General features: G+C 36.9%; 23 protein-coding genes. 15 read left to right on the top strand and 8 right to left on the bottom strand.

All coding sequences use genetic code 11. From position 1 onward, the window contains the following. Positions 1-456: 456 nt before the first annotated feature. From AC4BHA_RS12210 to AC4BHA_RS12170, 9 genes are all read left to right on the top strand, one after another. Entirely contained in the window at positions 457-1,710 is a 1,254-nt protein-coding gene (locus AC4BHA_RS12210) for a S8 family peptidase (protein WP_139892445.1), read from the top strand. Between the two features lie 415 nt (positions 1,711-2,125). Next, entirely contained in the window at positions 2,126-3,043 is a 918-nt protein-coding gene (locus AC4BHA_RS12205) for a hypothetical protein (protein WP_066104763.1), read from the top strand. Between the two features lie 8 nt (positions 3,044-3,051). Then, entirely contained in the window at positions 3,052-3,207 is a 156-nt protein-coding gene (locus AC4BHA_RS12200; RefSeq protein ID WP_175354270.1) for a hypothetical protein, read from the top strand. 203 nt (positions 3,208-3,410) lie between these two features. Continuing rightward, positions 3,411-3,485, top strand: coding sequence for an alpha-helical endospore appendage domain-containing protein (locus tag AC4BHA_RS12195; protein ID WP_483861449.1), 75 nt, complete (start codon positions 3,411-3,413; stop codon positions 3,483-3,485). Between the two features lie 523 nt (positions 3,486-4,008). After that, positions 4,009-4,119, top strand: coding sequence for a DUF6440 family protein (locus AC4BHA_RS12190; RefSeq protein ID WP_257469147.1), 111 nt, complete (start codon positions 4,009-4,011; stop codon positions 4,117-4,119). A 399-nt stretch (positions 4,120-4,518) separates the two neighbouring features. Beyond that, on the top strand, positions 4,519-5,808 hold the full coding sequence (locus AC4BHA_RS12185; protein WP_066104760.1) for an ABC transporter substrate-binding protein: 1,290 nt from the start codon (positions 4,519-4,521) through the stop codon (positions 5,806-5,808). Between the two features lie 116 nt (positions 5,809-5,924). Beyond that, positions 5,925-6,785 (top strand): carbohydrate ABC transporter permease, encoded by an 861-nt coding sequence (locus AC4BHA_RS12180; RefSeq protein ID WP_139892442.1) that lies wholly within the window; start codon positions 5,925-5,927, stop codon positions 6,783-6,785. After that, the gene (locus tag AC4BHA_RS12175; RefSeq protein WP_139892441.1) at positions 6,785-7,600 is read left to right on the top strand and encodes a carbohydrate ABC transporter permease; all 816 of its coding nucleotides are present in this window, start codon (positions 6,785-6,787) and stop codon (positions 7,598-7,600) included. Before AC4BHA_RS12180 ends, AC4BHA_RS12175 begins: the two co-directional genes overlap by 1 nt. Before the next feature lie 26 nt (positions 7,601-7,626). Continuing rightward, positions 7,627-8,649, top strand: coding sequence for a LacI family DNA-binding transcriptional regulator (locus AC4BHA_RS12170; RefSeq protein ID WP_066104749.1), 1,023 nt, complete (start codon positions 7,627-7,629; stop codon positions 8,647-8,649). A 392-nt stretch (positions 8,650-9,041) separates the two neighbouring features. On the opposite strand, the gene AC4BHA_RS12165 is transcribed toward AC4BHA_RS12170, so the two are convergent. Next, positions 9,042-10,235 (bottom strand): MFS transporter, encoded by a 1,194-nt coding sequence (locus AC4BHA_RS12165; RefSeq protein ID WP_490558724.1) that lies wholly within the window; start codon positions 10,233-10,235, stop codon positions 9,042-9,044. 14 nt (positions 10,236-10,249) lie between these two features. Further along, positions 10,250-10,678: a MarR family winged helix-turn-helix transcriptional regulator gene (locus AC4BHA_RS12160; protein ID WP_175354269.1), complete on the bottom strand. Its 429-nt coding sequence runs from the start codon at positions 10,676-10,678 to the stop codon at positions 10,250-10,252. 362 nt (positions 10,679-11,040) lie between these two features. On the opposite strand from AC4BHA_RS12160, the gene AC4BHA_RS12155 reads away from it, so the two are divergent. Next, a complete protein-coding gene (locus tag AC4BHA_RS12155; RefSeq protein WP_066104742.1) occupies positions 11,041-12,015 on the top strand; it encodes a cation diffusion facilitator family transporter in 975 nt (324 codons plus the stop codon). Between the two features lie 46 nt (positions 12,016-12,061). Here AC4BHA_RS12155 and cydC read toward each other — a convergent pair whose 3' ends face one another. From cydC to AC4BHA_RS12130, 5 genes are all read right to left on the bottom strand, one after another. Continuing rightward, entirely contained in the window at positions 12,062-13,843 is a 1,782-nt protein-coding gene (gene cydC / locus AC4BHA_RS12150) for a thiol reductant ABC exporter subunit CydC (RefSeq protein WP_148630071.1), read from the bottom strand. After that, positions 13,836-15,575, bottom strand: a complete 1,740-nt coding sequence (gene cydD / locus AC4BHA_RS12145) for a thiol reductant ABC exporter subunit CydD (RefSeq protein ID WP_217491082.1) — start codon at positions 15,573-15,575, stop codon at positions 13,836-13,838. The genes cydC and cydD overlap by 8 nt, the downstream gene beginning before the upstream one ends. A gap of 2 nt (positions 15,576-15,577) precedes the next feature. Then, positions 15,578-16,588, bottom strand: a complete 1,011-nt coding sequence (gene cydB, locus AC4BHA_RS12140) for a cytochrome d ubiquinol oxidase subunit II (protein WP_066104733.1) — start codon at positions 16,586-16,588, stop codon at positions 15,578-15,580. Further along, positions 16,585-17,976 carry a cytochrome ubiquinol oxidase subunit I gene (locus AC4BHA_RS12135; protein ID WP_490558723.1) on the bottom strand — a complete coding sequence of 464 codons (1,392 nt, stop codon included), beginning with the start codon at positions 17,974-17,976 and terminating at the stop codon, positions 16,585-16,587. The genes cydB and AC4BHA_RS12135 overlap by 4 nt, the downstream gene beginning before the upstream one ends. Before the next feature lie 398 nt (positions 17,977-18,374). Beyond that, positions 18,375-19,148 (bottom strand): hypothetical protein, encoded by a 774-nt coding sequence (locus AC4BHA_RS12130; protein ID WP_066104727.1) that lies wholly within the window; start codon positions 19,146-19,148, stop codon positions 18,375-18,377. Positions 19,149-19,374: 226 nt separating this feature from the next. Here AC4BHA_RS12130 and AC4BHA_RS12125 point away from each other — a divergent pair, with 226 nt between their 5' ends. From AC4BHA_RS12125 to AC4BHA_RS12115, 3 genes are all read left to right on the top strand, one after another. Beyond that, positions 19,375-21,168 (top strand): M3 family oligoendopeptidase, encoded by a 1,794-nt coding sequence (locus tag AC4BHA_RS12125; RefSeq protein ID WP_140462054.1) that lies wholly within the window; start codon positions 19,375-19,377, stop codon positions 21,166-21,168. Positions 21,169-21,299: 131 nt separating this feature from the next. After that, the gene (locus AC4BHA_RS12120) at positions 21,300-21,779 is read left to right on the top strand and encodes a GNAT family N-acetyltransferase (RefSeq protein ID WP_139892432.1); all 480 of its coding nucleotides are present in this window, start codon (positions 21,300-21,302) and stop codon (positions 21,777-21,779) included. Between the two features lie 18 nt (positions 21,780-21,797). After that, entirely contained in the window at positions 21,798-22,214 is a 417-nt protein-coding gene (locus tag AC4BHA_RS12115) for a GNAT family N-acetyltransferase (protein ID WP_490551181.1), read from the top strand. Between the two features lie 159 nt (positions 22,215-22,373). Here the strand turns inward: AC4BHA_RS12115 and AC4BHA_RS12110 are convergent, their stop codons facing one another. Then, entirely contained in the window at positions 22,374-22,799 is a 426-nt protein-coding gene (locus AC4BHA_RS12110) for an ester cyclase (RefSeq protein WP_490551182.1), read from the bottom strand. A 263-nt stretch (positions 22,800-23,062) separates the two neighbouring features. Between AC4BHA_RS12110 and AC4BHA_RS12105 the strand changes: the two genes are divergently transcribed. Continuing rightward, positions 23,063-25,777 (top strand): ATP-binding protein, encoded by a 2,715-nt coding sequence (locus tag AC4BHA_RS12105; protein WP_490558722.1) that lies wholly within the window; start codon positions 23,063-23,065, stop codon positions 25,775-25,777. A 377-nt stretch (positions 25,778-26,154) separates the two neighbouring features. Further along, positions 26,155-26,964: a class I SAM-dependent methyltransferase gene (locus AC4BHA_RS12100; RefSeq protein WP_490558721.1), complete on the top strand. Its 810-nt coding sequence runs from the start codon at positions 26,155-26,157 to the stop codon at positions 26,962-26,964. Positions 26,965-26,978: the final 14 nt, after the last annotated feature.

Below are 26,978 nucleotides of genomic sequence, written 5' to 3'. Positions count from 1 at the left end.
ATGAAAAGAAAAGCTCCCATTTTGCCGCCAATCGTATAAATGGTGTCATTTTAGAGAGGGTCAAAAGGACTGATTGTCCAATCAATCAGTTCTTTTTTGTTTTCATTTTTGCATAATTAATTTAGTGGATTATTAAATTATCTGAAAATTTACATAAATTTTATTGGGAAAATATAATTCTACTAGGTACAAACACCCGTTTGTATTAATCGCCAAATAGGTCGCAAATAGGATAGAAAAATGTCGATAGGTAAGAAAAAGCGCAAAAAATATAGTAATTTGTCACAAAAACTAATCTGATAACTTGGGAAAGTTTTTTTATTTGACAAAATAGAAAATAATAATTCTGAATTAATAGTTAATTTGTTCCGTGTTCAAAGAAAAAAATAGCCACTATAATAACGATACAACAAGAAAAGTTCACAGAAAATTCAAAAAACGAGAGGAGACTGAAAGATGAAAAAAAGGAAGATATTTGCTGGAGTTGTCCTAAGTGTATCAATGGCTTTATCTTTTGGCTCAGGAACAAATGCTGAGGATAGGTCGACTGCAAAGGCAAAGGATGTCAGCTCAGAGAAAACCTATCGTGTTCTGATTCAGGGATCTCAGTCAGAAAAAACAAAAGTAAAGAAAAATATGGGGACACACCGAGACTTCAGCAACCAAGGATTTACGACAGATGTTTCTGAAAAAGAATATCAGAAACTATTGGAAAATAAAAATATCGAAGTAGAAAAAGTACCTGAATTTAAAATTGCTGCAACTGCTATAGAAAAAGCTACTTCTGCACCTACAACCCGAGTGCCATGGGGAATTAAAGCAATCTATAATAATAGCTCTCTTACTTCTACATCAGGCGGCAGTGGAATTAAAGTAGCAGTTTTAGACACAGGCGTGTTAAAAACGCATGCGAGTCTTTCATCCAATATTGAACAATGTAAGGATTTCACTCAAACAAGCAGCACGGTTGTGAATGGCTCCTGTGCTGATGGGAATGGTCATGGTACCCATGTAGCCGGAACAGTGGCTGGCAATGGTACTGGCGTATATGGGGTTGCCCCTCAATCCAAAGTATGGGCCTATAAAGTTTTGGGTGACGATGGATCTGGTTATTCAGATGATATAGCAGCAGCAATTAGACATGCGGCAGACCAAGCATCCTCTACAGGTTCAAAAGTAATTATTTCAATGTCACTTGGTTCCAGCTCTAATAACTCTCTCATTAGCAGTGCTGTAACATATGCTTATGGAAAAGGTGTTCTAATTATTGCGGCAGCTGGTAATAGCGGCTATTCTGCCAATACAATCGGATATCCGGGTGCTTTGGCGAATGTAGTGGCTGTGGCAGCTCTTGAGAATGTTCAGCAAAATGGAACATACCGTGTGGCTAACTATTCTTCCAGAGGTAACCCATCCACAGATGGTGATTATGTAATTGGCTTAAAGGATGTTGAAATCTCTGCTCCAGGTTCTGCAGTTGAATCAACCTGGCATACGGGTGGATATAATACAATCAGTGGAACCTCAATGGCAACACCGCATGTATCCGGATTGGCAGCAAAAATATGGGCTTCCAATACAGGATACTCTCATACACAGCTACGCGCGGAATTACAAAGACGTGCGAAGTTAGTTGATATTAAAGGTGGATATGGAGCCGCTACAGGTGATGATTACGCATCCGGTTTCGGTTTTGCAAGAGTACAATAATAATTGAAACTTACGAATCAGCCTCCCGATTTTTGGGAGGCTGATTGATAATAGGATTAATTGAGAGAGTGGATTAATCTGATCTGGAATTCAATGGAATCTGCAAAACTAGGAGGTGTTTCCAGATGAAGTATAAAAAAATGATGTAAAACAACAAAACTTGTGGGGAATTCATCTTAAGCAGAGGAAAATCTGCTGACGTGGAGCTGAAATTAGCCAAAGCGAGTATATAAATAGCAGAATCCAGCCAAAATGGAACAGAATCCAGCCGAACTGGACGGAAATCCAGCCAACTGAGTCTGAAAGCCGACTGATATATCAGATACAACGAAACAATTACACTATTTAATTATTCATTACTATCCCCCTTTAGGTAGTTGCCATTAGCAAAATCCTTATAAAGGAATTGATGATAATGAAAAAATGGTTTCGAATGAAAGGATGCGTAGAGTTATTTCGCTCGATAGCCAAGAAAGGAATGCTTTATTTTTATCAATTGGGGTTAGTTAGTATTGCCGGCTGGACATTGGCAAGTTTAGTGATGGCATATCAGGAAGTCTTGATGAATCCGATACAACTGCTCATGGTAACAGAATTGTCTAACCTTGATAAAGGTTGGTTCGTAGCATTGATGACCAATATAGTAACATCAGATGCAAATCGGATTATTGGAAGAGGGCTGTTGTTGCTGATTATTTGGATACTACTATTTCTATTTGTGCCTTTAGCAACGAGGAGTTTAAAGAGCTTCAGATTATTTCAGTTTGAGATAGAGCTGGAGGATGAAGATCCTTTGGAGGAACAAGTCCCTGTCGAAATTTTTCAATATGCACGGTTAAAAATCATTTCTAATATCTATGCCGAAAACAATAAAATGAGTCTCTACCGTTTCTATAATGAACAAGCCGGTTGGGCAGATTATAAAGAGGCACTGGCTTTCTATCTGGAAATAATGGCGGAGGAATACTGGGAGCAGGTTAGGATAGGAATCAATTGGGGGGTATATGAGTGGCAGGCTTTACCGGAAGAATGGAAACACCAGGCTTATATATCAGCAGATAAAGATAAGCCTTGTATAAAGAATAAACAAACGACTGTATATGGACCATCAAAAAACTCCATGATTTATACGTATCAGCATTTTGACACCGTCCTTGTAACGGTTCTTTGGAGTTATACTCATGAGTTTGATGCTATTGACCAGCAATGCATGTATATACTTCATCATGCCTTATCTGATCGTCTGGAAAACATAGAATATGCCATCTGGATTGAAAAAAAAGCAGCCTGTGGTCATTTTTATGAAACTGATTGTGAAATTATGGAGAGGTGAGTATTGGATTGACTGATTATATTATGGACAAAGCCAAATATCGTGCTGAAAAATATAGACAATCGCCAAAAATGTTGAGTATCACTAAAGAGTGTAAAGTTATTGAAATAAAGCCGAGAGCCGAATATGGTTATGCAATTGAGAAAAAGGTGTTTAAAAAGTAGTCCATTCCGCTCAATCTTTATTATTGACTGGATGGTCTATTTTTTTATTTGCCAAAAAGAGGCTAACGTATACCTGCACATTTATCCCAAAGAGAGTAACGTAAGGGAAATTTATTTATAAACAGAGAGGGGACTAGTATGTCCTTACCTAACAACCCAAACATTACCCTTGTATAATAATTGACCGGGAAGATGCCATTAAAATGTTACTGCCTTCCATAGCGATGGAAGTTATGGGTTTATCACATATATTGAATGCAAGGGGAGAGAAACTGTAGTAAAAGCTGTCCATAACATTCAGAAGACTCTATTATGATGGATGATAGCGTTAATCAAACACTTAGGACAACTGTAATATCATAAATTATGCTGCAACTGAAATTGGAAGATATCATTTTGGGCTAGGTTCCATCTACCTTGTCAGTAGTAGTATCTTTTCAACGTGCCAATGAGGTAAGCCTCCCTTTAACTGAAAGGTTCGACTATTTCTCTCCAATTAGTAGGTACGGTCTCTGTGGAAACAGGGGACAGGGGCTAACATATCGATTGTAAGATTAGTATAAATAGTAATAAAAGAACGTGCTTTTCAAAGATGTTCTTTTTCAATGGCTGTTTTCGTATGTTGCTCAATACAAAAGACTCAATTACCATTTTGTAGTAGTTATAGATAGAGATAGCTGCTTCAACAAACCGAAAAAAGGAGTGCGTTATAGTGATAAATAAACGTTTTGAGGATGTTTATACTCAAGGAAAATGGAGGTTACTAAAATAATTCGTGATAATGAGACAGGAGTCCTATATATGTTTCATTATAACGGCCTTATTTCTGGATTAACTGTTATGGTTGATAAAGATGGAAAACCTTTAGTTAATAAAGATTTTATACCTGAGTCTGGTACTTCAGTGGAATAATGCGTCGGCCACTTCCTTATGGAGGTGGCTTTTTTTACACATATATTTAACCGTTAATCTAAAATGTACTTAAAACCATTTGATTCACTCGTTCTTTGGTTGCAAAGAGTTTAATCATTTTTTGGTCTCACAATATTGACAAGTCATAGATGAAATCGTTTGCGCAAAAAGTGAATATTATTTGACTTTTCAGGATAATTTATATGATTAAATAGGTAAATGAGTAAAAAAAGGTTTGAGATATTACATTCATATGTTAAATTGGAAAAGAAAGGTTTGTGCAAACGTTTTCGTAAAGTGGAAAATTAATAGTTTTTAAGAATAAGGTCACTGGTCTTTTACATATTTATAGAAAACGTTTACTTGAACCAAACATAAAGAGAGAAGCGAGGTAAAAGAATGAAACAAAAAAAATGGTATGCGGGTGCTTTATCAGCTTCACTATTGGCAGCAGCTGTCTTAACGGGATGCTCATCTGAGAGCTCTTCCTCCGATAGCAAAGATAAGGTAACAATTGATGTATTTCAGTTTAAAGTGGAATTCAAGGATCAATTTGAAGATGTAGCCGAACAATATGAAAAAGAAAATCCAGGTGTAGAAATTAATATTACTACAGTTGGTGGCGGGGAAGATTATGGTGCTTCTTTAAAATCTAAATTTGCTTCAGGCAAGGAACCTGCTATCTATAATGTTGGCGGACCGCAGGATGTTGCAGATTGGAAAGATAAACTAGCTGATTTATCCGATACAAAAGCATCCAAAGAAGCACTAGATGGAACTCTAGATGGTGTAACTACAGATGATAAAATCCTTGGTCTTCCATATAACCAGGAAGGATACGGCTTGCTTTATAACAAAGAAGTCTTTGAAAAAGCTGGTATTAAAGCAGAAGAAATCAGAACAATGAAAGCGCTTGAAGAGGCGGTTAAAACAATCGATACCAAAAAAGACGATCTTGGTATTAAAGCAGTATTTGCTTTACCAGGAAAAGAAAAATGGATTACCGGGTTGCATGCTTCCAACGTCTTTATCTCTCCAGAATTTGAAGAAAATATTATGAATGCTTACAAATCTGACAAGGTTGATTTTAAATATGGAGATCAATATAAAACATACATTGATTTATCCAATAAATATTCTATTCAGCCAACTGTTAGCCTTGATTACTCACAGCAAGTAGAAGAAAACTTCTCACTTGGAAAGGTAGCTATGATTCAACAAGGTAACTGGGTATATGGTTCCATCGCCGGAATTGATGAAGAATTTGCTCAAGAAAAAGTTGGTATTCTACCAATTCCTGTAGAAAGTTATAAAGAAGATTCTCTACCAGTTGGTATTCCAATGTACTGGGGAGTAAACAGCAACAATGATGAGAAAGTTATTGAAGCATCTAAAGACTTCTTGGATTGGTTATATACATCTGAAGAAGGTAAAAAGACAGTTCTTGAAGATTTCAGCTTCATTCCTGCTTACAAAGGATATGATTCTAGTAAAATCGCAGACCCAATATCTAGAGAAGTATATGATTATGCGACTGAAGGAAAAACAATTGGATGGGTATTTATGGGCTATCCAACTGGTTGGGGCGAAGATAAATTGGGTGTAAACATACAAAAATATTTAAGTGATGAAATGTCTTGGGATGAGCTAGTCAAAGAATCTCAAAAATCTTGGTCTGAATCACGCTAATATCCTTTACGTATATGTGATAGAACTGCAAAACAAAGTAGTGTTGGGCTACTTTGTTTTGCTACATAGATAATGGATGAGGTCATAAATTTTGTCACAATTTTGGAGGGGTAATAATGCGTACTCGCAGTTTTTCCTACTGGTTATTCCTTACACCGGTTCTAGTATCGCTATTTCTTGTCGTACTCGTGCCACTGGCACTTGGTGTATTTTACTCATTTACGGACTGGAATGGAATTCAAACAACCGCTTTTGTTGGTTTTCAAAACTATATTGGTATATTCCAAGAAAAAGAATTCATGGACGCTTTGTGGTTCACAGTTAAGTTTTCTATCGTATCGATTATTTTAATCAATGTGATCGGTTTAGTTTTAGCCTTAATTGTAACCTCAAAAATTAAATCAAATAATATCTTACGTACAATCTTCTTTATGCCAAACTTGATTGGTGGACTGATTTTAGGGTTCATTTGGCAGTTTATTTTCACGAAAGCATTTGACGCAGTTGGTGTGGCCCTTGGCTATGAAGGTTTACAAGGCTGGTTGTCGACTACAAATACTGGATTCTGGGGATTAGTCATCCTGATGAGCTGGCAAATGGCCGGTTATATCATGATTATCTATATTTCGTATCTTGAGGGTGTTCCAGAAGAATTAACTGAAGCTGCCGAGATTGACGGGGCGAGCTATTTCCAAAAACTACGCGCAATCATATTCCCGCTCGTAGCACCGGCATTTACCGTTAGTATGTTCTTGACGCTGTCCAATACGTTTAAATTATATGATCAAAACTTAAGCTTAACAGCTGGGGGACCTTATAACTCCACACAAATGGTCGCCATGGAAATATTCCAGACTGCATTTAAGGAAAGCGATATGGCTTATGCCTCTGCAAAAGCAGTTATCTTTTTCTTGATTGTCGCATCTATCAGCTTGACACAAGTATATATCAACAAGAAAAGGGAGGTTGAATTGTAATGCGCAGAAAGCATAACTGGCCCTTAGAAATAACTGGGATTGTATTAGCCTTAATTTGGCTCTCCCCTTTCTATATCATGATTGTTAATTCGCTTAAAACAAAAAAAGAAATGTTTACGAATGTCTTAAGCCTTCCGGAAGCATTTAATTTTGACAACTATGTGGAGGCGTACGAACAACTGGATTTCTTGAAAACACTATTTAATTCCGTGTTAATTACAGTTGTAAGTGTAGGTCTGATTATTATCTTTTCTTCAATGGCTGCATATGCTCTCTCACGGAATAAAAGTAAGATGAGTACGTTTTTATTCTTTATTTTCGTGGCAGCTATGCTGATTCCTTTCCAATCCGTCATGATTCCATTAATTACGGTATTTGGGAAATTTGAAATGCTGAATCGTGCTGGCTTAATCTTTATGTATATTGGCTTTGGTTGCAGCTTGTCGATTTTCTTGTATCATGGAACATTAAAAAGTATATCCCAATCGCTTGATGAAGCGGCTACTATAGATGGAGCTAACAAATGGCAAATCTTCTGGCATATTATCTTCCCAATGCTAAAACCAATTTCTATTACAGTCGGTATTTTAAATACGATCTGGATTTGGAATGACTATCTATTGCCGTCCCTTGTCATCAACCAGGAAGGAATGCAGACTCTTCCATTGAAAATGTTCTTCTTCTTTGGGGAATATACAAAACAATGGCATCTTGCTCTAGCCGGGTTAACTTTAGCCATTATTCCTGTCATCATTGGATATTTCTTTGCACAAAAACAAATTATTAAAGGGGTAGCTGAAGGTGCAGTGAAATAGGATTTACGAATTGAGGGGTGGCTCTGATGGATGTAACAATTAAAGATGTTGCTCGAGAAGCGAATGTAGCACCGTCAACTGTGTCAAGAGTCCTGAAAGATAGCCCGCATATCAGTCTTCAAACAAAACGGAGAGTCCGGGAAATCATGAATCTGATGGGGTATACCCCTAATTTTCAGGCTCAAAGCTTAGCTGGGAAAAGTACACAGGCTATAGGAGTAATTATGCCTGACACTGCCTATCAAGCATTTAAAAATCCTTTCTTCTCAGTCGTTCTACGTGGCATTAGCCGAAGTGCGAATGAACAAAAATATGGTTTGTATTTATCAACCAGTTTTACTCAAGAAGGTATCTATGAAGAAGTTGTTTCCATGGTTCAAGGAAAAAGGGTCGACGGGTTAATACTCTTGTATTCACGTAAAAATGATGAAGTGATTGAGTTTTTAAAGCAAGTTAATTTCCCATTCATCGTAATTGGAAGACCCTTGATGCATGAAAAAAGTATTACCTATGTGGATAATGATAATGTGACAGTTGCTAAAGATGTTACAAAGTATTTGATAGAGATGGGACACAAGAATATTGCATTTATTGGAGGAAATGAAAACTTTGCTGTTACGATTGATCGTTTAAAAGGATACAGGGAGGCGCTGGAAGAGAGTGGACTACCATTTTGCAGGGATTATCTGATTGACGAACATCAATTTAATGATAAAGGTTTTGAATCACTAAAGAATCTAATTAACTACAATCCCATGCCAACAGCTATCATTGCCCAAGATGATTTGACCGGATATGAAATATTAAGTTATTTGGAAAAACTCAATATCCATGTACCAAGAGACCTTTCCATTATCGGCTTTAATAACCAAATTCTTTCTCAGCATTCGAGACCGCCACTGACATCAATAGAAATACATATATCTCGCCTTGGTATTGAAGCAACAAAAAGTTTAATTGAAAAGATAAAGGATCCAAACACATTTCCAAAGAGAGTGACGGTTCCAACACAATTTATTGAACGGGAATCTTGCAGAAACATAAAGTGAATTTTAAAGCTGTCCAATCATTCAACCGAGTAACTGATTGGACAGCTTTTGTTATGGAGATAAAGAAATACAATACGTTTAGGCGCTTATCCTATTTTAATAGTTAGGGAGATGTATGCTATATAACTAAAAAATATGGAAAGGGGAAATCGCCTCAATTAAGTGCTGTTTTCGCTCAATTATTATGGAAAATCGCTCAATTATATTCAAGGAAAGCTATAGAATAAGATTATTTCTTATCTGTTTGGCTAATAAATGGCTGTTTTGAGCTTTTTTTATTGAAATAAGCATGTAAAAGACTTGATTGAATACAGATGAATGGTTAATAACATCATTTATAGAAAAAATCGATTCAAGCAAGCTATGAATAAGCTGAATCGATACTTTTTCAATTAATATTGAGTAACTCTTGAAGCTTGAGTAGCTTTTTTACCATGAGCTACATAATAAAGGCCTATAGCTATAAACGAGATAACAGCCATTGTTAAATAAAGCCCACTATAACCGGAAACCGGAATATAAAATCCTTGAACAAATGGTCCGATCCCGATCCCAATGTCATACATGACAAAGAATGTGGAGGTGGCGAGCCCAATCCGGTGGGGTGACGTCATTTTGATTGCTACAGTTTGTGCACTGGATTGAAAAGTGCCAAGCCCTACACCGATTATAGCGCCTGCTAAAAGCAATGTAATACTGTGGCTTGTCTGACTTAAAACGATCAACCCGATTGTGTATAAAATTAGAGAGGGGTAGATTACTGTATTTTCACCGTATATATCAAACCATTTTCCCGTAAATGGACGCGTCAGTATTAGACAAATAGAATACATGACAAAGAAGAAGCCTGCTGTCGATACTAAATTAAGCTCCTGAGAATAGGAAGTTAAATAAGATAATATACTGGAATATGTAAATCCAATGACCCCAGCTGTAATAGCAATAGGCAGTGCGGCCAGCTCAAAGTAGTCACTTATTTTATGACCTTTCATCGACTTGACTTGCTCAGCTGTAAATTGCATCTTTGGAACATTCAAGAAGAGCGTGAAGATGAAACTTAACGAAGCAAAGACAACGGCAACCGAAAAGACAATTGTATAAGAAAAGGAATTGCTGATCATTAAGCCTAGAAATGGTCCAATAGCCATTGCCAGGTTTGTACTCATCGCGAAATATCCCATACCTTCCCCTCTTCTGGATAAAGGTAATATTTCAGCCACAAGTGTTCCTGTAGCGGTTGATGCGAAACCAAATGAAATACCGTGGATTAATCGAACGATTAGTAAGAGTGCAAGGCTCGACGCCATAAAATAGAGAATAGTTGCTACTAAAAATAAGGCTAGACTGATCGTAAGCATTTTTTTTGCACCGACCAGGGCAATTCTTTTGCCAGCAATAGGCCTAACTAGCACAGCTCCGATAACAAATATACTTGAAGCGAGTCCGGCTATACTTTGGCTCGTATGAAAAGTAGTAATTGTATAAAGTGTTAAAGTAACCATTAAGCTGTAAAATGTTAAAAAGATAAATAAATTAGCTGAAGAGATTAATAGGAAGTTTTTTGTCCAAAGTCTTGGTTTCTCCATTTGTAGTCACGTCCTTATTCATGCTGTAATTGATGCTGCATTTTGCCAAATATCTTCATCATAATTTTTATTTCATCCTCTGATACACTTGACATTACTTTTTCTTCAAATTCACTGACATGGTGTATGCAGGTGATATAAATTTCTCTTCCTGCCTCTGTTAATTGAATTCTTTTTTCCCGTTTATTATCGCTTGGAATCTGCTCGATAATATCCCGCTCTTGCAGTCTGGTAACGGTTCTTGTAATAGTGGGTTTTTCCACATTCAAATAATTACTAATATCCACGAGGGTGGAAGGTCCATAGTGCTTTAAATAATAAATAATAGCCCATTGTGAGTGGAATAAATCATGCTTGGCTAATTGATCATTCAATCGTTTTGTAAATAATCGAGCTGTCTGCAAATATTGATGAAAAAAATACTGGTGCCCGGAAATAGACAATTGTACCACCACCTCGAATATAGTTACCTAGGTAACTATACGCCGGTGTTGATCATAAATCCAGTAAAAAGCACCAATAAATTCATTTGGATTATTGTTTCTTCAAAATTAGTGTAAATACACTAGAGATGGGGAATAAAATGATGAGATAATTGAGATTAACAGATAAGGGATTAGGAGGTGAAGAAGAAAATTCAAACATAGGAATTAAATGAAGTGTGATCCAAAATGTTTTATATTTTTTTAAAATTCTCGTCTTAATGGAATAGCTTACTAGTTTTCATTACAGAGGCTAGCCTAATCTTTACATATCTAGTTTTTCTATCTGCATGTATCTATTTTGAATTGAAGGAGTAGGGTCTATGGGTGAATTATTTCAGTTACTAAAAAAAGGAAATACAAGCGCAATTACAGCAGCAATCGTCAACTTAGTGATATCTATTATTAAAGGTGCAGCTTATATGTTTACTGGTAATGTGGCATTATTCGCGGAGACACTTCATAGTTTGGGAGATTCAGCTAACCAATTCTTTGTGTTTATTGGGTCAGCGTTAAGTAAAAAAGCACCGACCGAACGTTTTCCCAATGGATTTGGCCGCTTGGTAAATTTGGTTCTTTTGGGAGCGGTATTAATAGTAGGAATCATGTCTTATGAAACGATAAAAGAAGGATATATGCATATTTTACACCCTAGTGAATCTAGTTATTTTTGGGTGAGTATCGGTGTTTTAGCCATCAGTGTAATTCTCGAAGTTTTTGTTTTAGTTAAAGCAATGAAGGAAATTATGCATGAAGTCGGAGTGGAAGCGAAAGGCTTGTCTTTCTTATATAAAAGCTTCACCTATTTTGGTAAAGCGAAGCCTGCAACTAGGCTAGTGTTTTTGGAAGACCTAGTTGCTACTTCAGGTGGGGTTTTAGCGATCATCGCGATTGTCATATCACATTTAACAAACCTACACGCAGCTGAAGGAATTGCCTCCATTCTTATCGGCATGATGATGTTATTTGTAGTTGGTAAAGTATTCTTCGACAATGCAGCAGGTGCCCTTGGTGAAGCTGATGAACTGATGGAGCAATATATTGGCGATCTGGTTCTTCTTGATAAAGATATCAAGGATGTTCAGAAGGTAGTCGTAATTAAAGAGGGCGAGGATTTTCATGTAGAAGTCTGTGTCGAAATTGATCTGTCTTTAACGGTTGCCGATATGGACGATATTAAAGATCGTCTTAAAAAGCAAATCTTAGCGGAAAAGGGCGTTGTTGATGTCATGATCGAATTCGATGAAGACGATGGCCTGGTAAATTGGAACCAAGCTGAGAAATTGCCAGCAGAATAAAAACAAAGCGCTTGATGACGGGTATATGTCTCAAGCGCTTTTGTTTTTAATTATTTAGCTGTGGCATATCCAATTTATATAGTTTTGTATAATGGGGCATCATTTGAAGAAGTTCTTCATGAGAACCGTTCATACTGATTTCCCCGTCTTGAAGAAACAGAACTCTATCCATTTTTTCCACACCCATTAAGTGATGGGTAATCCAGATCATTGTTTTACCATTTAACGTCTTAAATATGGTTTCAAGGAGGCTGCGTTCGGTTTGCGAATCAAGACCGACAGTTGGTTCATCTAGAATAACAATCGGATTTTTTTGTAAAAGTATTCTCGCAAGCGCAATACGCTGACGTTCTCCGCCTGAAAAACGCCCTCCCAATTCATGCATACGCGTTTGATACCCATTTGGAAGAGATTCAATATAATCATGCATCCTAACTAATTTAGCAGCTTCATATACCTCTTCATCGCAAGCATTTGGATTGCCCAGCCGTATATTATTCATAACGGTTGTATCAAATAAATGTGGTTTCTGATGGAGTACAGAAATGAAGCTTGTAATTTGAGAATCTAAAAGAGAAATATCTTTATTTCCTATACTGATTTTTCCTTGATTAGGTTTATATGCACCTAATAAAAGCTTTACGATTGTACTTTTCCCCGCTCCGCTTTTACCCAGCATCGCAATTTTTTCGCCAGGCTGAATGGTAAAGTTTAAATTATTCAATACCTTCTCGTCAGTAGAAGAATAAGAAAAACTAATCTGATTAAAGGTGATAGGCAATGCAGTTTGTGCCTTCAAATCATTAAATTCGCTCGTGTTTTCATTGTTTGTTAATCCTATTAATTCTTTTTCTTCCTGTAAGCCATTCATTCGCTCCAATGAACTTTTATAACTGGAGACCTGGCTAACAGCATCGGATAATGGGGCGAAAGCATCGACTAATGGGAACACTACTAGAATAAAAGCTGCAATCCAAATAGGAGAGAATTGTTCGGCTTCTACCTGTAAGGTAATCCAGCAGGCAAGTGCCACAATAATAACCAATATGACAGCTTGAAAGAGAAAATTACGTTTTCGTTGAAATAGATTGATCTTTGCTTCAAGTACATCAACCTTTTTTTCATCTTTTTCATAACATTCGATAAAATCGGACTGTCTGCCACTAATCATCCAATCACCAATTCCCATAACAGCATCTGTCAGAGATTGATATAGTCCGTTTCTTGCATTTTTCATTTGTGCATGTCTTGCACGCGTCACTAATAGTGATACGAGAGGGAACAAAATAATCAGGACGAATAACAATAGAAACATTAGAAGCGCAAAAGGAATAGAAAAGAATCCTAATGCCAAGACAATTAACATATATAAACCGATGCTTATGATAGACGGAAAGATTGTCTTAATATATAAATCTTGAAGATGCTCAATATCATCAGCCATCACACCAAGCAAATCGCCGGTTTTATATCGGGATTTGAAATCTAAAGCATCTGGTTCAAGTGCCCTATATAAACGGACCCGCATACTCGATAGTATTTTTAAAACAAGGCTATGGCTGCTTAAGCGTTCAGCATAACGAAAGGCTGGCCTTGATACTCCAAACAGCCTTACCAAGACAATCGGTACATACACAAGGAGGATGTTTTCTGGTAAAGTGGCAGATTTGGATATTAAATAGCCAGATGTAAACATTAAAGCACCTGCGCTAAAGAACGTGCCAACACCAAGTACAATTACGATAGTTAAGAGCCACTTATTTTGGGATAAATAAGGACCAACCCAAGAGTTATTGAGAATGGAGATAGAGTCTTTTTTCTTAGCCATGGTGCACCTCATTTCCCCCTATGTGTTCTTTAATTAATTGATAATAATGGCCTTCTTTTTTTAATAGCTCCTCATGACTTCCGATTTCAACGATACGCCCTTGATCTAAAACAATAATTTGGTCCATGTCTGTCATCCAATGAAGTCGATGAGTCGCAAAGAATACAAGATGATCGTCAAATAAAGGAACGATATTTTGCTTTAATTCATATTCCGTCTCTATATCAAGGTGAGCAGTTGGCTCATCAAACAAGAGAATTTTTCTATTTTTATCAAGGAATGCCCGTGCTAAAGCAACTCGTTGTTCCTGACCGCCACTCAGCATACGACCGCTTTCTCCAATCTGTTCATCCAATCCATTTGGTAGGGAATCAACAACTTCTTTTAATCCTGCTCGATCAATAGCCAACTGAATTTCCTCTTCACTGGCGTTTGGAGTGTAAAATGTAATATTGTTTCGCACGGTATCATTAAATAGATAAGGATGCTGTGGAATATATAGCAATTGATCCTGCCAGCTCATTTCTTTAAAAGAGGAATAGGAATGATTGTTAATAGTAACTGTGCAGGATGTAGGGTTTAAAAATCCGCCCAGTACATCAATTAAGGTAGATTTTCCGGCACCGCTTGCGCCAATAATACCGATTTTTCCGTATCCCTTCCATGAAAATGATAGATCATTCAGAGCGGATTGATTGGATTCCATGTGTTGGACTGTCAAGTTGCTAATGGTTAAGGAATCCTGATTTGACCAAGTAGAGAATGTTGTATTTTGTTTTTGTTTTAGATCAAGCGGCCAATTAATAATCCGTTGAATAGCAGACATACTGTTTTTTCCGTCTAAAGTAGCGTGGTAATCTGTTCCGAAGTCCCGAATCGGTAAAAAGTATTCAGGAGCAAGGATTAATACCGTAAGTGCCGGTCCTAATAAAATTGCACCTTCCATAAGCCGAACACCCAGGAATAAGGCGACAATAGCGACTGAAAGGGAGGTGAAGAAATCGAGCGCGAATGTTGAAAGGAATGCAATTCGCAGTGTCCCCATCGTTGCTTTTCGGTAACGTTCACTTACGTTTTTGATATTTCGATCGTACTTTTTACTTAAGCCCAGAAGTCGTAAAGTTTCCAAGCCACGTAAGGAATCAACAAAATGGTTGGAAAGGACTTGATAGGATTCATATTGTTTATCAGCCTTACGCTTTGCTGCAATCCCAAGCATAGCCATAAAGAATAAAAGAATAGGGAGTACAATGATTACAATTCCCGCAGAAGTCAAATCAAGCGTCAGCATAAACCCTACAATTAACAGAGGAATCAGGAACATACTCATCATCTTGGGCAAGAAAAGCTTTAAATACGTTTCAACCTGGGAAACACCTTCTAAAGCCATTGTTACTAAGCTTCCTGTCCCTTCGGATTGGGTGAATCGAGGACCCAATTCAAATAATTTCTTCAATAATTCTTTTCGCATCGCTGTCCCTGATTCGGAGGCAAAGCGATCCATCCATTTATCACGAATAAAAGTCAAAAGGTGGCGTACCAAAAAAGCTAATACGAATAAAAGGAAGGGGATAAGCTGTTCAGACAGCTTTTCCCCATTAAATAAGTTTGTAATCCCTTCAGCAAGGTAGATGGCCTGAATAATAATGGCAATCCCCTGTAATAAAGAAATCACGAATAGGAATGTCATGGTGCTCTTTATTCCTTTTATAGTTAAAATCTCTTTGTTTATCATTAATGACTCACCGGTTCCTTATCAGAAATACGCTTTCTGAATACATAGTAGCTCCATATTTGATAGCCAAGAACGAAGGGAAGTAATATTAATGCTACGATGGTCATCACCTTAAGGGTATATGGTCCACTGGAAGCATTCAATATAGTTAAGTTATATTCGGAACTAATTGAACTAACCATTACTCTTGGGAACAGACCAACAAATAACATCGTAACAGTAAATAGCATAGTTGAAGCCGTCATAGTGAAGGCTAAAGCTTCCCTTTTCTTTGCTGAGAATACATAACCTAATACGGTTGTTACAACTGCACCGAGCAGGAATAATGGTGTAGCGAGCGGCCGTACTTCAAATAAGTCTGTCATTGTATAGGTTAGTACGGCGAAAACTATAAGACCTGCTAATAGAATTAAATATATTTTTGATACTAAAGAACGTGCACGATCACGAATCTGCCCCTCTGTCCGAATGCCGATGAATGTTAAACCATGCACAAGGCATAACACAATCATCGCGATTCCGCCAACAATGGAGTAGGGGTCAAAGTAATCTCCAAAGCTAGCATACATATTTTTGGATGCATCAATTGGCATTCCACGTACAAGGCTAGTAAAAAGAACACCCAATACAAAAGCAGGTATTATACTGCCGACAAATATCATCCAATCCCAGAAACTGATCCACTTTTCATGGACTTTATGTCTGAATTCAAAAGCAACTCCTCGTACAATTAAGGCCAGCAGGAATAAAACAAATGGTAGATAGTACCCACTGAACATGGTTGCGTACCATTCAGGGAATGCCGCAAAAATAGCACCGCCTGCAGTAATCAACCATACTTCGTTTGCATCCCAGAAAGGCCCGATGGTAGAAACCAACTGATCCCGCTCTTTTTGATTACGCGCGAGAAAACGAGTGGACATTCCCACGCCAAAGTCAAAGCCTTCAAGAATAAAGAAACCAATAAATAAAACAGCTACAAGGATAAACCATAACTCATTTAGACTCATGCTCCAAAGGCCTCCTTGTCAAATAAATCTACATCTGGTTTTGTATCAGTGGTTTGGTATGGTCCTTTTTTAATTTGTTTCACAATAAGAGTGATTAATACGACAGCAAGAACAGTATAGGCCCCCAAAAATACAATAATCGATGTTAACAGCTGTCCTGCAGTAACATTAGGGGATACGGACTGTGCAGTCGTATATAATCCAAAGACTGTCCAAGGCTGCCGGCCAATTTCAGTCATAATCCAGCCAGCTGTATTGGCGATAAAAGGAAGGGCTATTGCTCCAACCATTGCTTTTAAATAGAGTGATTGATTTATTAGGTTATTTTTCTTGATAAATAATAGTCCTAAGGCTGCTAAGCCCATAATAATAGCACCAGCGAAAACCATAATGCGGAAGCTCCAATAAATAGCTCCTACCGGCGGGATATAATCGCCTTCACCATAAAGCTCTGTGTATTTCTCCTGGAGTGTATTCATTCCTTCTACAGATCCCTCAAAGCTATTATAGGCTAAGATACTTAAAGCATAAGGGATTTCAACAGACCACTTGTTTTCACGGGTTTCTTCATCAATATTAGCAATTAGCGACCAGCTTGCCGGGTCACCGCTATCTTCCCATAAACCTTCACTGGCTGCCATTTTCATAGGCTGTGAGGACATTAAATGCTGTGCCTGCCAGTGACCAGTAAATGCGATTCCAAGTCCTGAGATCATCGCCACAATCATAGCGATTGTAAATGATTTCTTAAATACATCTAAGTTTTGCTTTTTCAATATTTTAAATGCACTGATCCCAGCTACTACGAAGGCTCCGGTTGCAAAAGCCCCAAAGACCGTATGTGGAAATTCAACAAGCAGCTGAGGATTTGTGATAAATGCCCCGAAATCATTTAATACAGCTTTGCCATTCTCAATCGCAATCCCAACTGGTTCCTGCATAAAAGAGTTCGCAGCGAGAATAAACAAGGCAGAAAAAATGGTACCGATTGATACAAGCCATATAGATAGTAAATGAACCCATCTTGGCAATCGGTCACGCCCAAACATCCATACACCAATGAATGTGGATTCTAAAAAGAAAGCCAGTAAGGCTTCAATAGCCAATGGAACACCAAATACATCTCCGACAAAGCGGGAGTATTCTGACCAGTTCATTCCAAACTGGAATTCTTGGATAATTCCTGTAACTACTCCGACAGCAAAAGAGATGAGAAAGATATTTCCCCAAAACTTTGCCATGTCCAAATAAATTTCTTTTTTCTTAAAAAAATACAATGTTTCCATAATAGCAACTAAAAATACCAATCCAATGGATAGTGGTACAAAGAAGAAGTGATAGATTGTAGTTGCTGCATACTGAAACCTAGCGAGATCCAATACTTCCATTTAACTGTTCACACCTTTCAATTCTTATGCATTGTTCATTCATTCACAAAACAGACGAAAAAAAACCATTTATAAAGTGCTGTCACCTCTATTATAAAAGTAACTAATTATTTTTGCGTGAATGAAGAGTTGGCTTAAATAGTTTAAATTGTTTAGTAGGTTATCCCTATGTATATATTAATAATTAGTTAAATTTACAATGACCTTGTTTATATTAGATATAATAGTCCTATAATTTGCAAATATCTATAACTAAACTAAAATTACTATAATTAATTCAAATTTATGAAACAATATTGTCACAAAAGCTGCGCAAACGAATTGTCATTCATTTGCAAATCAGTTGACAAAAAGAACAGCTTGATTTTAATAAATCAAGCTGAAGAGGAAGATCAAGATTAATATTTTACCAACTTGTAGCCTTTTATTTTGCAGATATGATTCATAGCCTGATTAAACGTAGCAAATGTTTCATTCTTTATTTTTGTTCCCTGGTTTACGATTTGGCGGACAAGAGTAGTGGACAGGCCTGTATATATAGCTTCTGTACCCAATAAAGCAAGGGATTGAGAGATGACCTCCAGCTCTGCCACAATATATTCGTCATCCAGTGAAGTTACGCTAGTAAAATCAATCACCATATAGGAAGCCTGTTTATCAGAGCTTTCATATAAAGCCTTCTCTTTGATCTTATGAAGACGATCTTCAGACAAAAATCCAGTAATGGGCATTAAAAGTACATCATCCAGAATTGTTTTGATGATAGGAGCATACATTTCTTCCATCATCGAATGCCCTTTATGTATTTCTTCTTCATAATCGGTTACATCCTTCCAAGTGAGCATATAACCTGTTAAACCATTGTTGAATGTAAAGGGACTTATTGCAATCTTAGCTGTGTATTTATTGAAAAATATAATTCTGCTGGTATTGGGGAAGGAATCGTTTTCGAGTATTGTCCTCTTGCAGTTCCCCCCTTGATCAAATTCTGCTATGTTTCTCCCGATATATTCTTCCTTACTTGATAAACCGGTAAAAGGACTTAGACATTGAATTAATTTGTCAGCGTAACGATTGATAAATATGATGGTTAATTGATCATCACAAATAAAAATATTTTCTCCTACTGCATTTAATAATTGATAAGTCTCCTCTGATTGAAAATATCCCATAACCTGTCTCCTTATTTTCTTCGTGCTGTATTAACTCTCATTATACGGAATAATATTGGATAGATAAAAAGTTTTACTTTATATATTAAAAAGGGTAACCAATCAAGAGGTTCAAGAGGATGAGTAGATAGCATATGGGAGACAGTACTATTATTGAGGAAAATATATATCCAACTGGTAATAAAAGTTGTATACTGAAAATTGTGAAAAGACAGGAGGTTTTTGAATGAATTACTCTCTAACATGGAATTTGGATAACATATTTCCAAATGGCTCTGAGTCACCTGAATTACTATCAAAATTAGCTGAAATCAAAGAGCTGTTAAATACATACAAAGGGGCAGTAAAAGCTTGGCAGGCTCCTTCAGACGTTAGCGGTACCAAAGAGATTGTTTCTATATTAAAACAAACAGAGGTACTGCAAAAAGCAATCTATCAGGTATCGGCATTTCTTGAATGTGCTACTGCCCAAAATGTCCATGATACAAAGGCGGATCAATTAAATGGAGAAGTATACACATTAATAAGTGAATTCGAAACAGTTTTTACAGGATTTACAATTAAACTTGTCCAAATAAATGATGCTGTCTGGCAAGAAATCATCGAACAACCAGAAATTAGTGAAATAGCTTTCTATATTAATGAGCAAAGGGAACATGGTAAGGAACAATTATCGGAAGCTGAAGAAGCACTCATTAATGCATTGCGCGTAGATGGATATGTCGGGTGGAGTACCCATTACGATTCACTTGTAAAAATGATTGAGATTCCTTATACAAATGAAGATGGCGAGACTGTTCATTTATCAGCTGGCCAAGCTTTTAATAAGATGCACGACGATCCTAATCCAGAAGTCCGAGCGGAAATTTTCAAGAAATGGGAAAAAGCCTGGGGAGAAAAAGCCCCTTTGTTTGCTGACACGATTAATCATTTAGGCGGCTTCCGTTTGGCTAATTATAAAATGCATGGTGTTGAAGATTTTATGAAAGAGCCATTGCAGTATAACCGAATGAAGAAAGAAACATTGGATGTAATGTGGGATGTCATTGCAAAAAATAAGCAGCCTTTTGTAGAGTTTCTTAACCGTAAGGCAAAGCTTTTAGGTAAAGAGAAATTGAGCTGGGTAGATGTTGATGCACCGATCGTAACAACGGAACCGATGCATTACACATTTGATGAGGGAGCAAAGTTTATCATCGATAATTTTGCGAAATTCGGTGATGAATTGCCTAAATTTGCCCAGGAAGCATTTGAAAAGGCGTGGATTGAAGCAGAGGATCGTACTGGCAAGCGTCCTGGAGGATTCTGTACTAGCTTTCCTGAAACAAATGAATCACGTATCTTTATGACCTATTCAGGCTCACCAAGCGGTGTAGCAACGCTTGCTCATGAACTAGGTCATGCTTTCCACAGCCATGTATTAAATGATAAGCCATTCTTTAATACAGATTACGCGATGAATGTCGCTGAAACAGCATCTACATTTGCTGAACAAATTTGCTCTGATGCCAGTGTCCGTGCTGCTGTATCGGATGCAGAAAAAATCACATTGCTCGATAACAAAATACTAAATGCAATTGCTATGTTCATGAACATTCATGCCCGTTTTATTTTTGAAAAAAATTATTATACAGAACGCAAAAATGGATTGGTTTCCGTTGAGCGCTTGAACGAAATGATGGCATCTGCACAAAAAGAGGCATATCAAAATTCTCTGAGTGAATATCATCCAACCTTCTGGGCAAGTAAATTGCATTTCTATATTGCAGAAGTGCCATTTTATAATTTCCCGTACACGTTTGGATATTTGTTTAGCTTAGGGATTTATCACTTATCTTTAAAAGAAGGTAAGTCATTTGAAAAGAAATATATTGCATTATTGCAGGATACAGCTGCTATGACAACAGAGGAGCTTGCGATGAAACATTTAGGTGTAGACCTAACGAAACCAGATTTCTGGCAGGCTGGTGTGGATCTTGCAATTGCTGATGTAAATGAATTCCTTGAATTAACGAAATAAAGGGAGAAATTCCTTTTGTGTGGCATTGTCATTCTTTAGAGGGTGGCAATGCTTTTTGACTTTGATAGATCATTCAAGCATGTAAAGAGTAAACTATAGGATAGATGGTTGAAAAGGGGATTAGATATTAAATGGTTATACGTTCATCAAGAATTGAGGACTACGAACAATTAATAGAACTTGAAAATTTGATTTGGAATTATACAAATACACCGATGCCGATCGTTTGGGAATCAGTAGCCGATTATGCTCAGCATTTTCCGCCGGGAAGCATGTTTGTCGCAATTGAGAACGGGAGAGTTGCGGGCTATATGTCTGTTAAATATCCTACTCCGTTGGAGAGCAATTGTCATGTATGGGAAATGGCGATTGGTGTCCATCCTGACTTTCAGGGCAAGAGTATAGGCAGTAAATTATTGCAGTTTCTGGATGAAGAGGGGAAGAAGCGTGGGATCCGAAAAATTTCTTTAAGGGTATTGTCCACAAATACACCGGCTATTTCTTTCTATAAGAGGAATGGCTATATTAAGCAAGGTGTATTAAAGGGAGAATTTTTTCTGAATGGTCAGTATGTGGATGATATACTAATGTATAAAGAACTCGTTGATTAAGAAGGAGAGGTTGTTTGAGTGATTAAAATAGAGCTCGGCACCGAAGGAGATCAAGCGTTTATCCGAGAACATTTAATTGATTTTAATCGACTAAAACTGCCGGAGTATAATGATACACCGTATGGGAAAGTCACCTATGTGGTAAAGGACGACCACAATCATATACAGGGCGGAATCGCAGCTCATTACAGCTGGGGAAGAATGCAGATTGATTTCCTGTGGATTGACGATCAATTGCGACAAAAAGGGGTAGGGAAAGAGCTTCTGGCAAGTGTTGAACACTATGCAATAGAAAAAGGATGTACACTTCTGATGTTGGATACATTCAGCTTTCAAGCACCAGATTTCTATAAGAAAAACGGATTTTCCGTATTTGGAGTGATTGAAAATCATCCAGAAGGACATCATCAATATTTTTTACAAAAAAGAATCTGAAGTGTTAATTCATCTAATTGATTATTAAATTCTACTACTAAAATATTACTATATTACAGTGGATGCGGTTAAAATCCGCTGTTTTTATATGGAATAAATCAAAAAAAATGGATTAAAAGCCATTCAGTAGAAATTCTTAAAAGAATAGCTCTACATAATTTAGTTTGTAGCAAATTTAACTCCTAACTGCTGAATAAGCTGTAAATCACTCATTTCACACCATTGTTCGGCAATTTTACCATTCTCGATTCGAAATATAATGATGCCCGTTTCTTTAACCTGTTGATTTTCAGAAGGAATGTCCAGTAATCCGCCTTTATAAATGCTATATCCGCTATAGCGTGCAACGACTTTATCACCTTCTTCAATCGTGTCATGAACGCTCCATTTGCGCTCAACAAAAGAGGTGCAATACCAGGATAGCCAATTTTTAAAGTGCTCGATACCGACATAGCCCTCGTCATTTCCCTGAGAATGAGTAACCAAATCCGCTGATGCAATATCTTTTAAAATATCTGTATTCCCGTCCGTAAATACATCCCGAAACCATACTTTAACGATTTCTTTTTTATCAACGCTTCGCAAAGTAAACACCTCCATTTTATCTCATTATACAAATTCGAAACGTCGCCAAAAAAATTGTATTTCTTTTCAAAATAAAAGCTGTAATATTGGAATACAGAGAAGTTGCTCACTTTTTTTGATTACTATTTTCTTATATATAGCTTGTTGATTGTTGTTCAATCAGTCATACAGTATCTTGTATGAACTGGCTAATAATACCGGTATAAATAGAAAACTTAGGATATTAAAATAGTTAGGTTGAATACTAAGCGTAGAGGATGAGGATGATGATTAGCAGTAAATTAGGATTTGGAAGGAGATTCCAAATTTCTATAATCCTGATTATGGTGGTAATCGTACTCTTTTCGGTAATGACCATCCAGAATTTAAATAGCTCCCGTGAGGACTTATTAGAAATTGTAGAAAATCGATATAAAAAAGTGAATTATACTTATGAGATAGAAAAGAACGTCAGTTCATCAAAAATGTTGGTTGGGAGTATTGCGAATGATCTATCAGGAGTAACATCAGCTACTATACAAGATAAACTTGCTGAAAATCATGTCAAGATTGAAGAACATTTTGCAAAAATCCATGGTATGACACTAAATGAGGAAGCTAGGGAAATATTAATGGATTGCGCATCCCTATATCGTATATACAAAGAAAACGAACGAATAATCATAATGGAACTAATACAAGACAATGAGTACGTTAGTAAAAATTGGAAGAAAATAGAGGAATCAAGTTCTAAGCTAACAGAGTCAATAGAAGAGTTTATTAGCTATCAAGAGGAGATGATGGAGGGCGCATTTAAACGGGCAAGTGAAAAGTACAATCATTTGTGTCAGGTTGTTTTCTTGTTAACAATAACTTCCTGCGGGTTAATTGGGTTAATTGGATACTGGGTTATTCGTTCAACAACAAAGGACTTAAAACAAATAACAACTGTATTGAAAGAAATTGATTTAAATGATCCATCGACCCTCCACAGGCTTGAAGTAAAAACGGATGATGAAATAGGTCTGATTGCTGAAGCTTTTAATAATATGTCCGTGTCTTTAGAAATCTACAATAAAAATGAGAAAGCGTATTTGAAAGATATCAAGATACAGAACTGGGTACTATCAAAAATTAATGAAATAACAAGCTTAACACAAAGTGCCTTTGATATAAATGAATTTGCAAAACGTCTTCAAGGGAAGCTTGCACCATTAGTAGGTGCTTCGATTGGGGCGCTCTATTTGAGGGGTCAAGCTGATGAAACATGTTTTTATCGTGCAGCATCCTATGGTGACGGTGGAAAAGATCAATTTAAAGTTGGTGAGGGGATTATTGGGCAGGCTGCTATTGATCAACAAATAGTCCTGTTAGAAGATATCCCGGAAGATTACCAATTACTTTCAACAGGCTTGTTTGAGACAAAACCTAAAGCGTTTTTGGTTGTCCCGATTATTTATGAAAACATCACGATTGGGGTTCTTGAATTTGCAAGTATAACAGGCTTTTCAGATATACAATACCAAGCCATTCAGCAGGTGAATGAATCTCTCGGTTTGGCTATACACAGTGTTCTAAATAGAATGGAAATTGAATGTTTGCTAAATGAGTCAAAAGCAATGACTGAAGAATTGCAGGTTCAGACTGAAGAGCTTCATTCACAGTCAGAAGAATTAATGACGATTAATGAACTTCTGGAAGAACGTGAGCAAGAAGCTATACAAAAAACGAAGGAACTTGAACAGTCCCAGGAAGAATTAAGAATTAAAAATGAACAATTGCAGCTAAGCTCAAATTATAAATCCGAATTTCTGGCGAATATTAGCCATGAACTTCGTACTCCTTTAAATAGTATTTTAATTCTTGCAGAGATGTTAATAGACATAGATAGTGATTGTTTTTCAGCAGAGGAAAAAGAGTATATTGAATATATTTATTCGGCTGCAGACAGTTTAACATCTTTAATTAACGATATACTTGACCTTTCAAAAATAGAAGCTGGAAAGTCTGAAATCACATATAGCAAAATGAACATCAGTGAGTTGGTTGAAACCTTAAATATATTTTCGCCACAAGCCGAAAGAAAACAACTTGGTTTCACCATTGAAATAGATGAGAATCTACCTTCCTATTTCTATACAGATGTACAAAAAATTCAGCAGATCGTAAAAAACTTACTATCCAATGCTATTAAGTTCACAGAACGAGGAAAAGTGTCTGTGAAGTTGGAAAAAATAAACCATGCATGTGATAAAAAAGCTAACCATGATATGTCCCAATCTGACGAGTGGATAAAAATTGTTGTAATGGATACAGGTATAGGAATCCATCAAGATAAGCAACAAACCATTTTTGAGGCCTTTCAACAGGGAGACGGATCTACTGTACAAAAATACGGTGGAACAGGCTTAGGGTTATCAATCTGCAAAAAATTATCCGATTTGCTTAACGGTCATATATTTGTTGAAAGTGAAGTAGGTAAAGGTAGTACGTTTACTCTTTATATACCGTATCTACAGAATCAGGAAAATAAGAATCAGAATGTAAATCAAGAAGATCAATATAATCAAATGATTGTTGAAGTAGCTGCGGCTAAAGAAATAAATGATGATATACAATTGGACATACTCCATGGAAAAAGAGTTCTTATTACAGATGATGATCAGCGTAATATATACTCACTAAAAGCAGTTCTTGAAAAAAAGAAAATGGAAGTCTTAGTAGCTCATAATGGAATCGAATGCTTGGAGATTCTAAAAAAGGATTGCCAGATTGATATGATTCTGATGGACATTATGATGCCTGAACTGAACGGATATGAGACGTTGAAATGTATTCGTCAGAATTCAGAGTTTGCATCACTGCCGATTATTGCCTTAACAGCAAAAGGAATGAAGGGCGATCGTGAAAAATGCCTGGCGGCCGGTGCATCAGACTATATCAGTAAACCAATTAACCTGGAGCAATTAATATCAGTGATGAGAGTATGGATGAATTAAAAGGAAAATAGATCAGGATTCAGTTCAAAAGTTAATGTATTTGCCGCTCAATTGGAGTCAATTTGAGCGGCTTTTTTTATGAAAGAACAGAAAAGAAATCTTCTGTAATATAGGTTTATTCTCTACTAGTAGTAGGTTCATTCAGTAGACTTGGAGTCAAGTCATTGATTGTTAATGTGTGCTTCTATGGCATTTATTCCTTTTTGCCGGAATTTAATTTTCTAATCTATTTTAGTTCTTTATCACAAATCACAAGCATAGAGGGAATGGTTGTTTTTCTGCTTCACGAATAATATTTTTACAATTAGGAGGGTTTTAAGCTCTCTTTCTTGAACATAGGTATTCAAAACGTTTTACAGATTTAAAGGGGGATCGGTATGAATGATATTGTTGATTACTATAGTGAATTTGATGAGTGGGGCAGACTGGACAGGGAACCAATTGAGTTTCAGGTGAATTGGCATTATATGAAAAAATATTTAACTCCATCAGGTACTGTTTTGGACAATGGGGCGGGGCCGGGGAAATATTCGCTTAAGCTGGCTGAAGAGGGTTATCGCGTTACCCTGACGGATCTGACACCGAGCTTGGTTGATATTGCTGAAGATAAAGCGCGGGAATTGGGTCTGTTTGGCCAATTTGATGGGTTTTATAACATGGATGCAAGAGACCTGTCTGCAATAGAAGATGAACAATTCGATGCTTCATTAATGCTTGGGCCACTATACCATTTGCAGCGGGAGGAGGATCGATTGATGGCTGCAAAAGAACTATATCGGGTAACCAAGAAAAATGGCCTTGTTTTCGTAGCATTTATGCCAAGAGTAAAGCACATGTTAAATTCACTCATCTGTCCTGAACATTGGCGGCCAAACAACACGGTGGATGCCATTCGACAGTTTACCGAAACCGGCTGTTTTAATCATGCAGATAGTGGGAGATTTACGGGTGCATACTATTATCGTGTAGAAGATATAGATCCATTTATGAAATCAAGTGGATTTGAAAAAGTAGCTTTAATAGGATCTAATATAGGTTCTATGGTTACAAATCATCAATGGAATTATTGGAGAGAGAAGGGTGAAGGCGAAATGGGAAAAATAGTAGACCTGTTGATTGAGTATGCAAAGGAACCATCTCTGCTCGGTACATCATCACATTTACTTTATATTGGTCTGAAAAAATGAAGAATAGAGCTGCC

Source organism: Pradoshia sp. Z3_51 (genome assembly GCF_058215915.1).
This window is presented reverse-complemented; position numbering and strand designations above follow the sequence as displayed.

Excerpts from the sequence above, each read along its gene's own strand:
- AC4BHA_RS12210 (WP_139892445.1), top strand. The coding sequence starts at position 457 with ATGAAAAAAAGGAAGATATTTGCTGGAGTTGTCCTAAGTGTATCAATG.
- AC4BHA_RS12205 (WP_066104763.1), top strand. The coding sequence starts at position 2,126 with ATGAAAAAATGGTTTCGAATGAAAGGATGCGTAGAGTTATTTCGCTCG.
- AC4BHA_RS12190 (WP_257469147.1), top strand. The coding sequence starts at position 4,009 with ATGTTTCATTATAACGGCCTTATTTCTGGATTAACTGTTATGGTTGAT.
- AC4BHA_RS12185 (WP_066104760.1), top strand. The coding sequence starts at position 4,519 with ATGAAACAAAAAAAATGGTATGCGGGTGCTTTATCAGCTTCACTATTG.
- AC4BHA_RS12180 (WP_139892442.1), top strand. The coding sequence starts at position 5,925 with ATGCGTACTCGCAGTTTTTCCTACTGGTTATTCCTTACACCGGTTCTA.
- AC4BHA_RS12175 (WP_139892441.1), top strand. The coding sequence starts at position 6,785 with ATGCGCAGAAAGCATAACTGGCCCTTAGAAATAACTGGGATTGTATTA.
- AC4BHA_RS12170 (WP_066104749.1), top strand. The coding sequence starts at position 7,627 with ATGGATGTAACAATTAAAGATGTTGCTCGAGAAGCGAATGTAGCACCG.
- AC4BHA_RS12165 (WP_490558724.1), bottom strand. The coding sequence starts at position 10,235 with ATGGAGAAACCAAGACTTTGGACAAAAAACTTCCTATTAATCTCTTCA.
- AC4BHA_RS12155 (WP_066104742.1), top strand. The coding sequence starts at position 11,041 with ATGGGTGAATTATTTCAGTTACTAAAAAAAGGAAATACAAGCGCAATT.
- cydC (WP_148630071.1), bottom strand. The coding sequence starts at position 13,843 with ATGGCTAAGAAAAAAGACTCTATCTCCATTCTCAATAACTCTTGGGTT.
- cydB (WP_066104733.1), bottom strand. The coding sequence starts at position 16,588 with ATGAGTCTAAATGAGTTATGGTTTATCCTTGTAGCTGTTTTATTTATT.
- AC4BHA_RS12135 (WP_490558723.1), bottom strand. The coding sequence starts at position 17,976 with ATGGAAGTATTGGATCTCGCTAGGTTTCAGTATGCAGCAACTACAATC.
- AC4BHA_RS12130 (WP_066104727.1), bottom strand. The coding sequence starts at position 19,148 with ATGGGATATTTTCAATCAGAGGAGACTTATCAATTATTAAATGCAGTA.
- AC4BHA_RS12125 (WP_140462054.1), top strand. The coding sequence starts at position 19,375 with ATGAATTACTCTCTAACATGGAATTTGGATAACATATTTCCAAATGGC.
- AC4BHA_RS12120 (WP_139892432.1), top strand. The coding sequence starts at position 21,300 with ATGGTTATACGTTCATCAAGAATTGAGGACTACGAACAATTAATAGAA.
- AC4BHA_RS12105 (WP_490558722.1), top strand. The coding sequence starts at position 23,063 with ATGATGATTAGCAGTAAATTAGGATTTGGAAGGAGATTCCAAATTTCT.
- AC4BHA_RS12100 (WP_490558721.1), top strand. The coding sequence starts at position 26,155 with ATGAATGATATTGTTGATTACTATAGTGAATTTGATGAGTGGGGCAGA.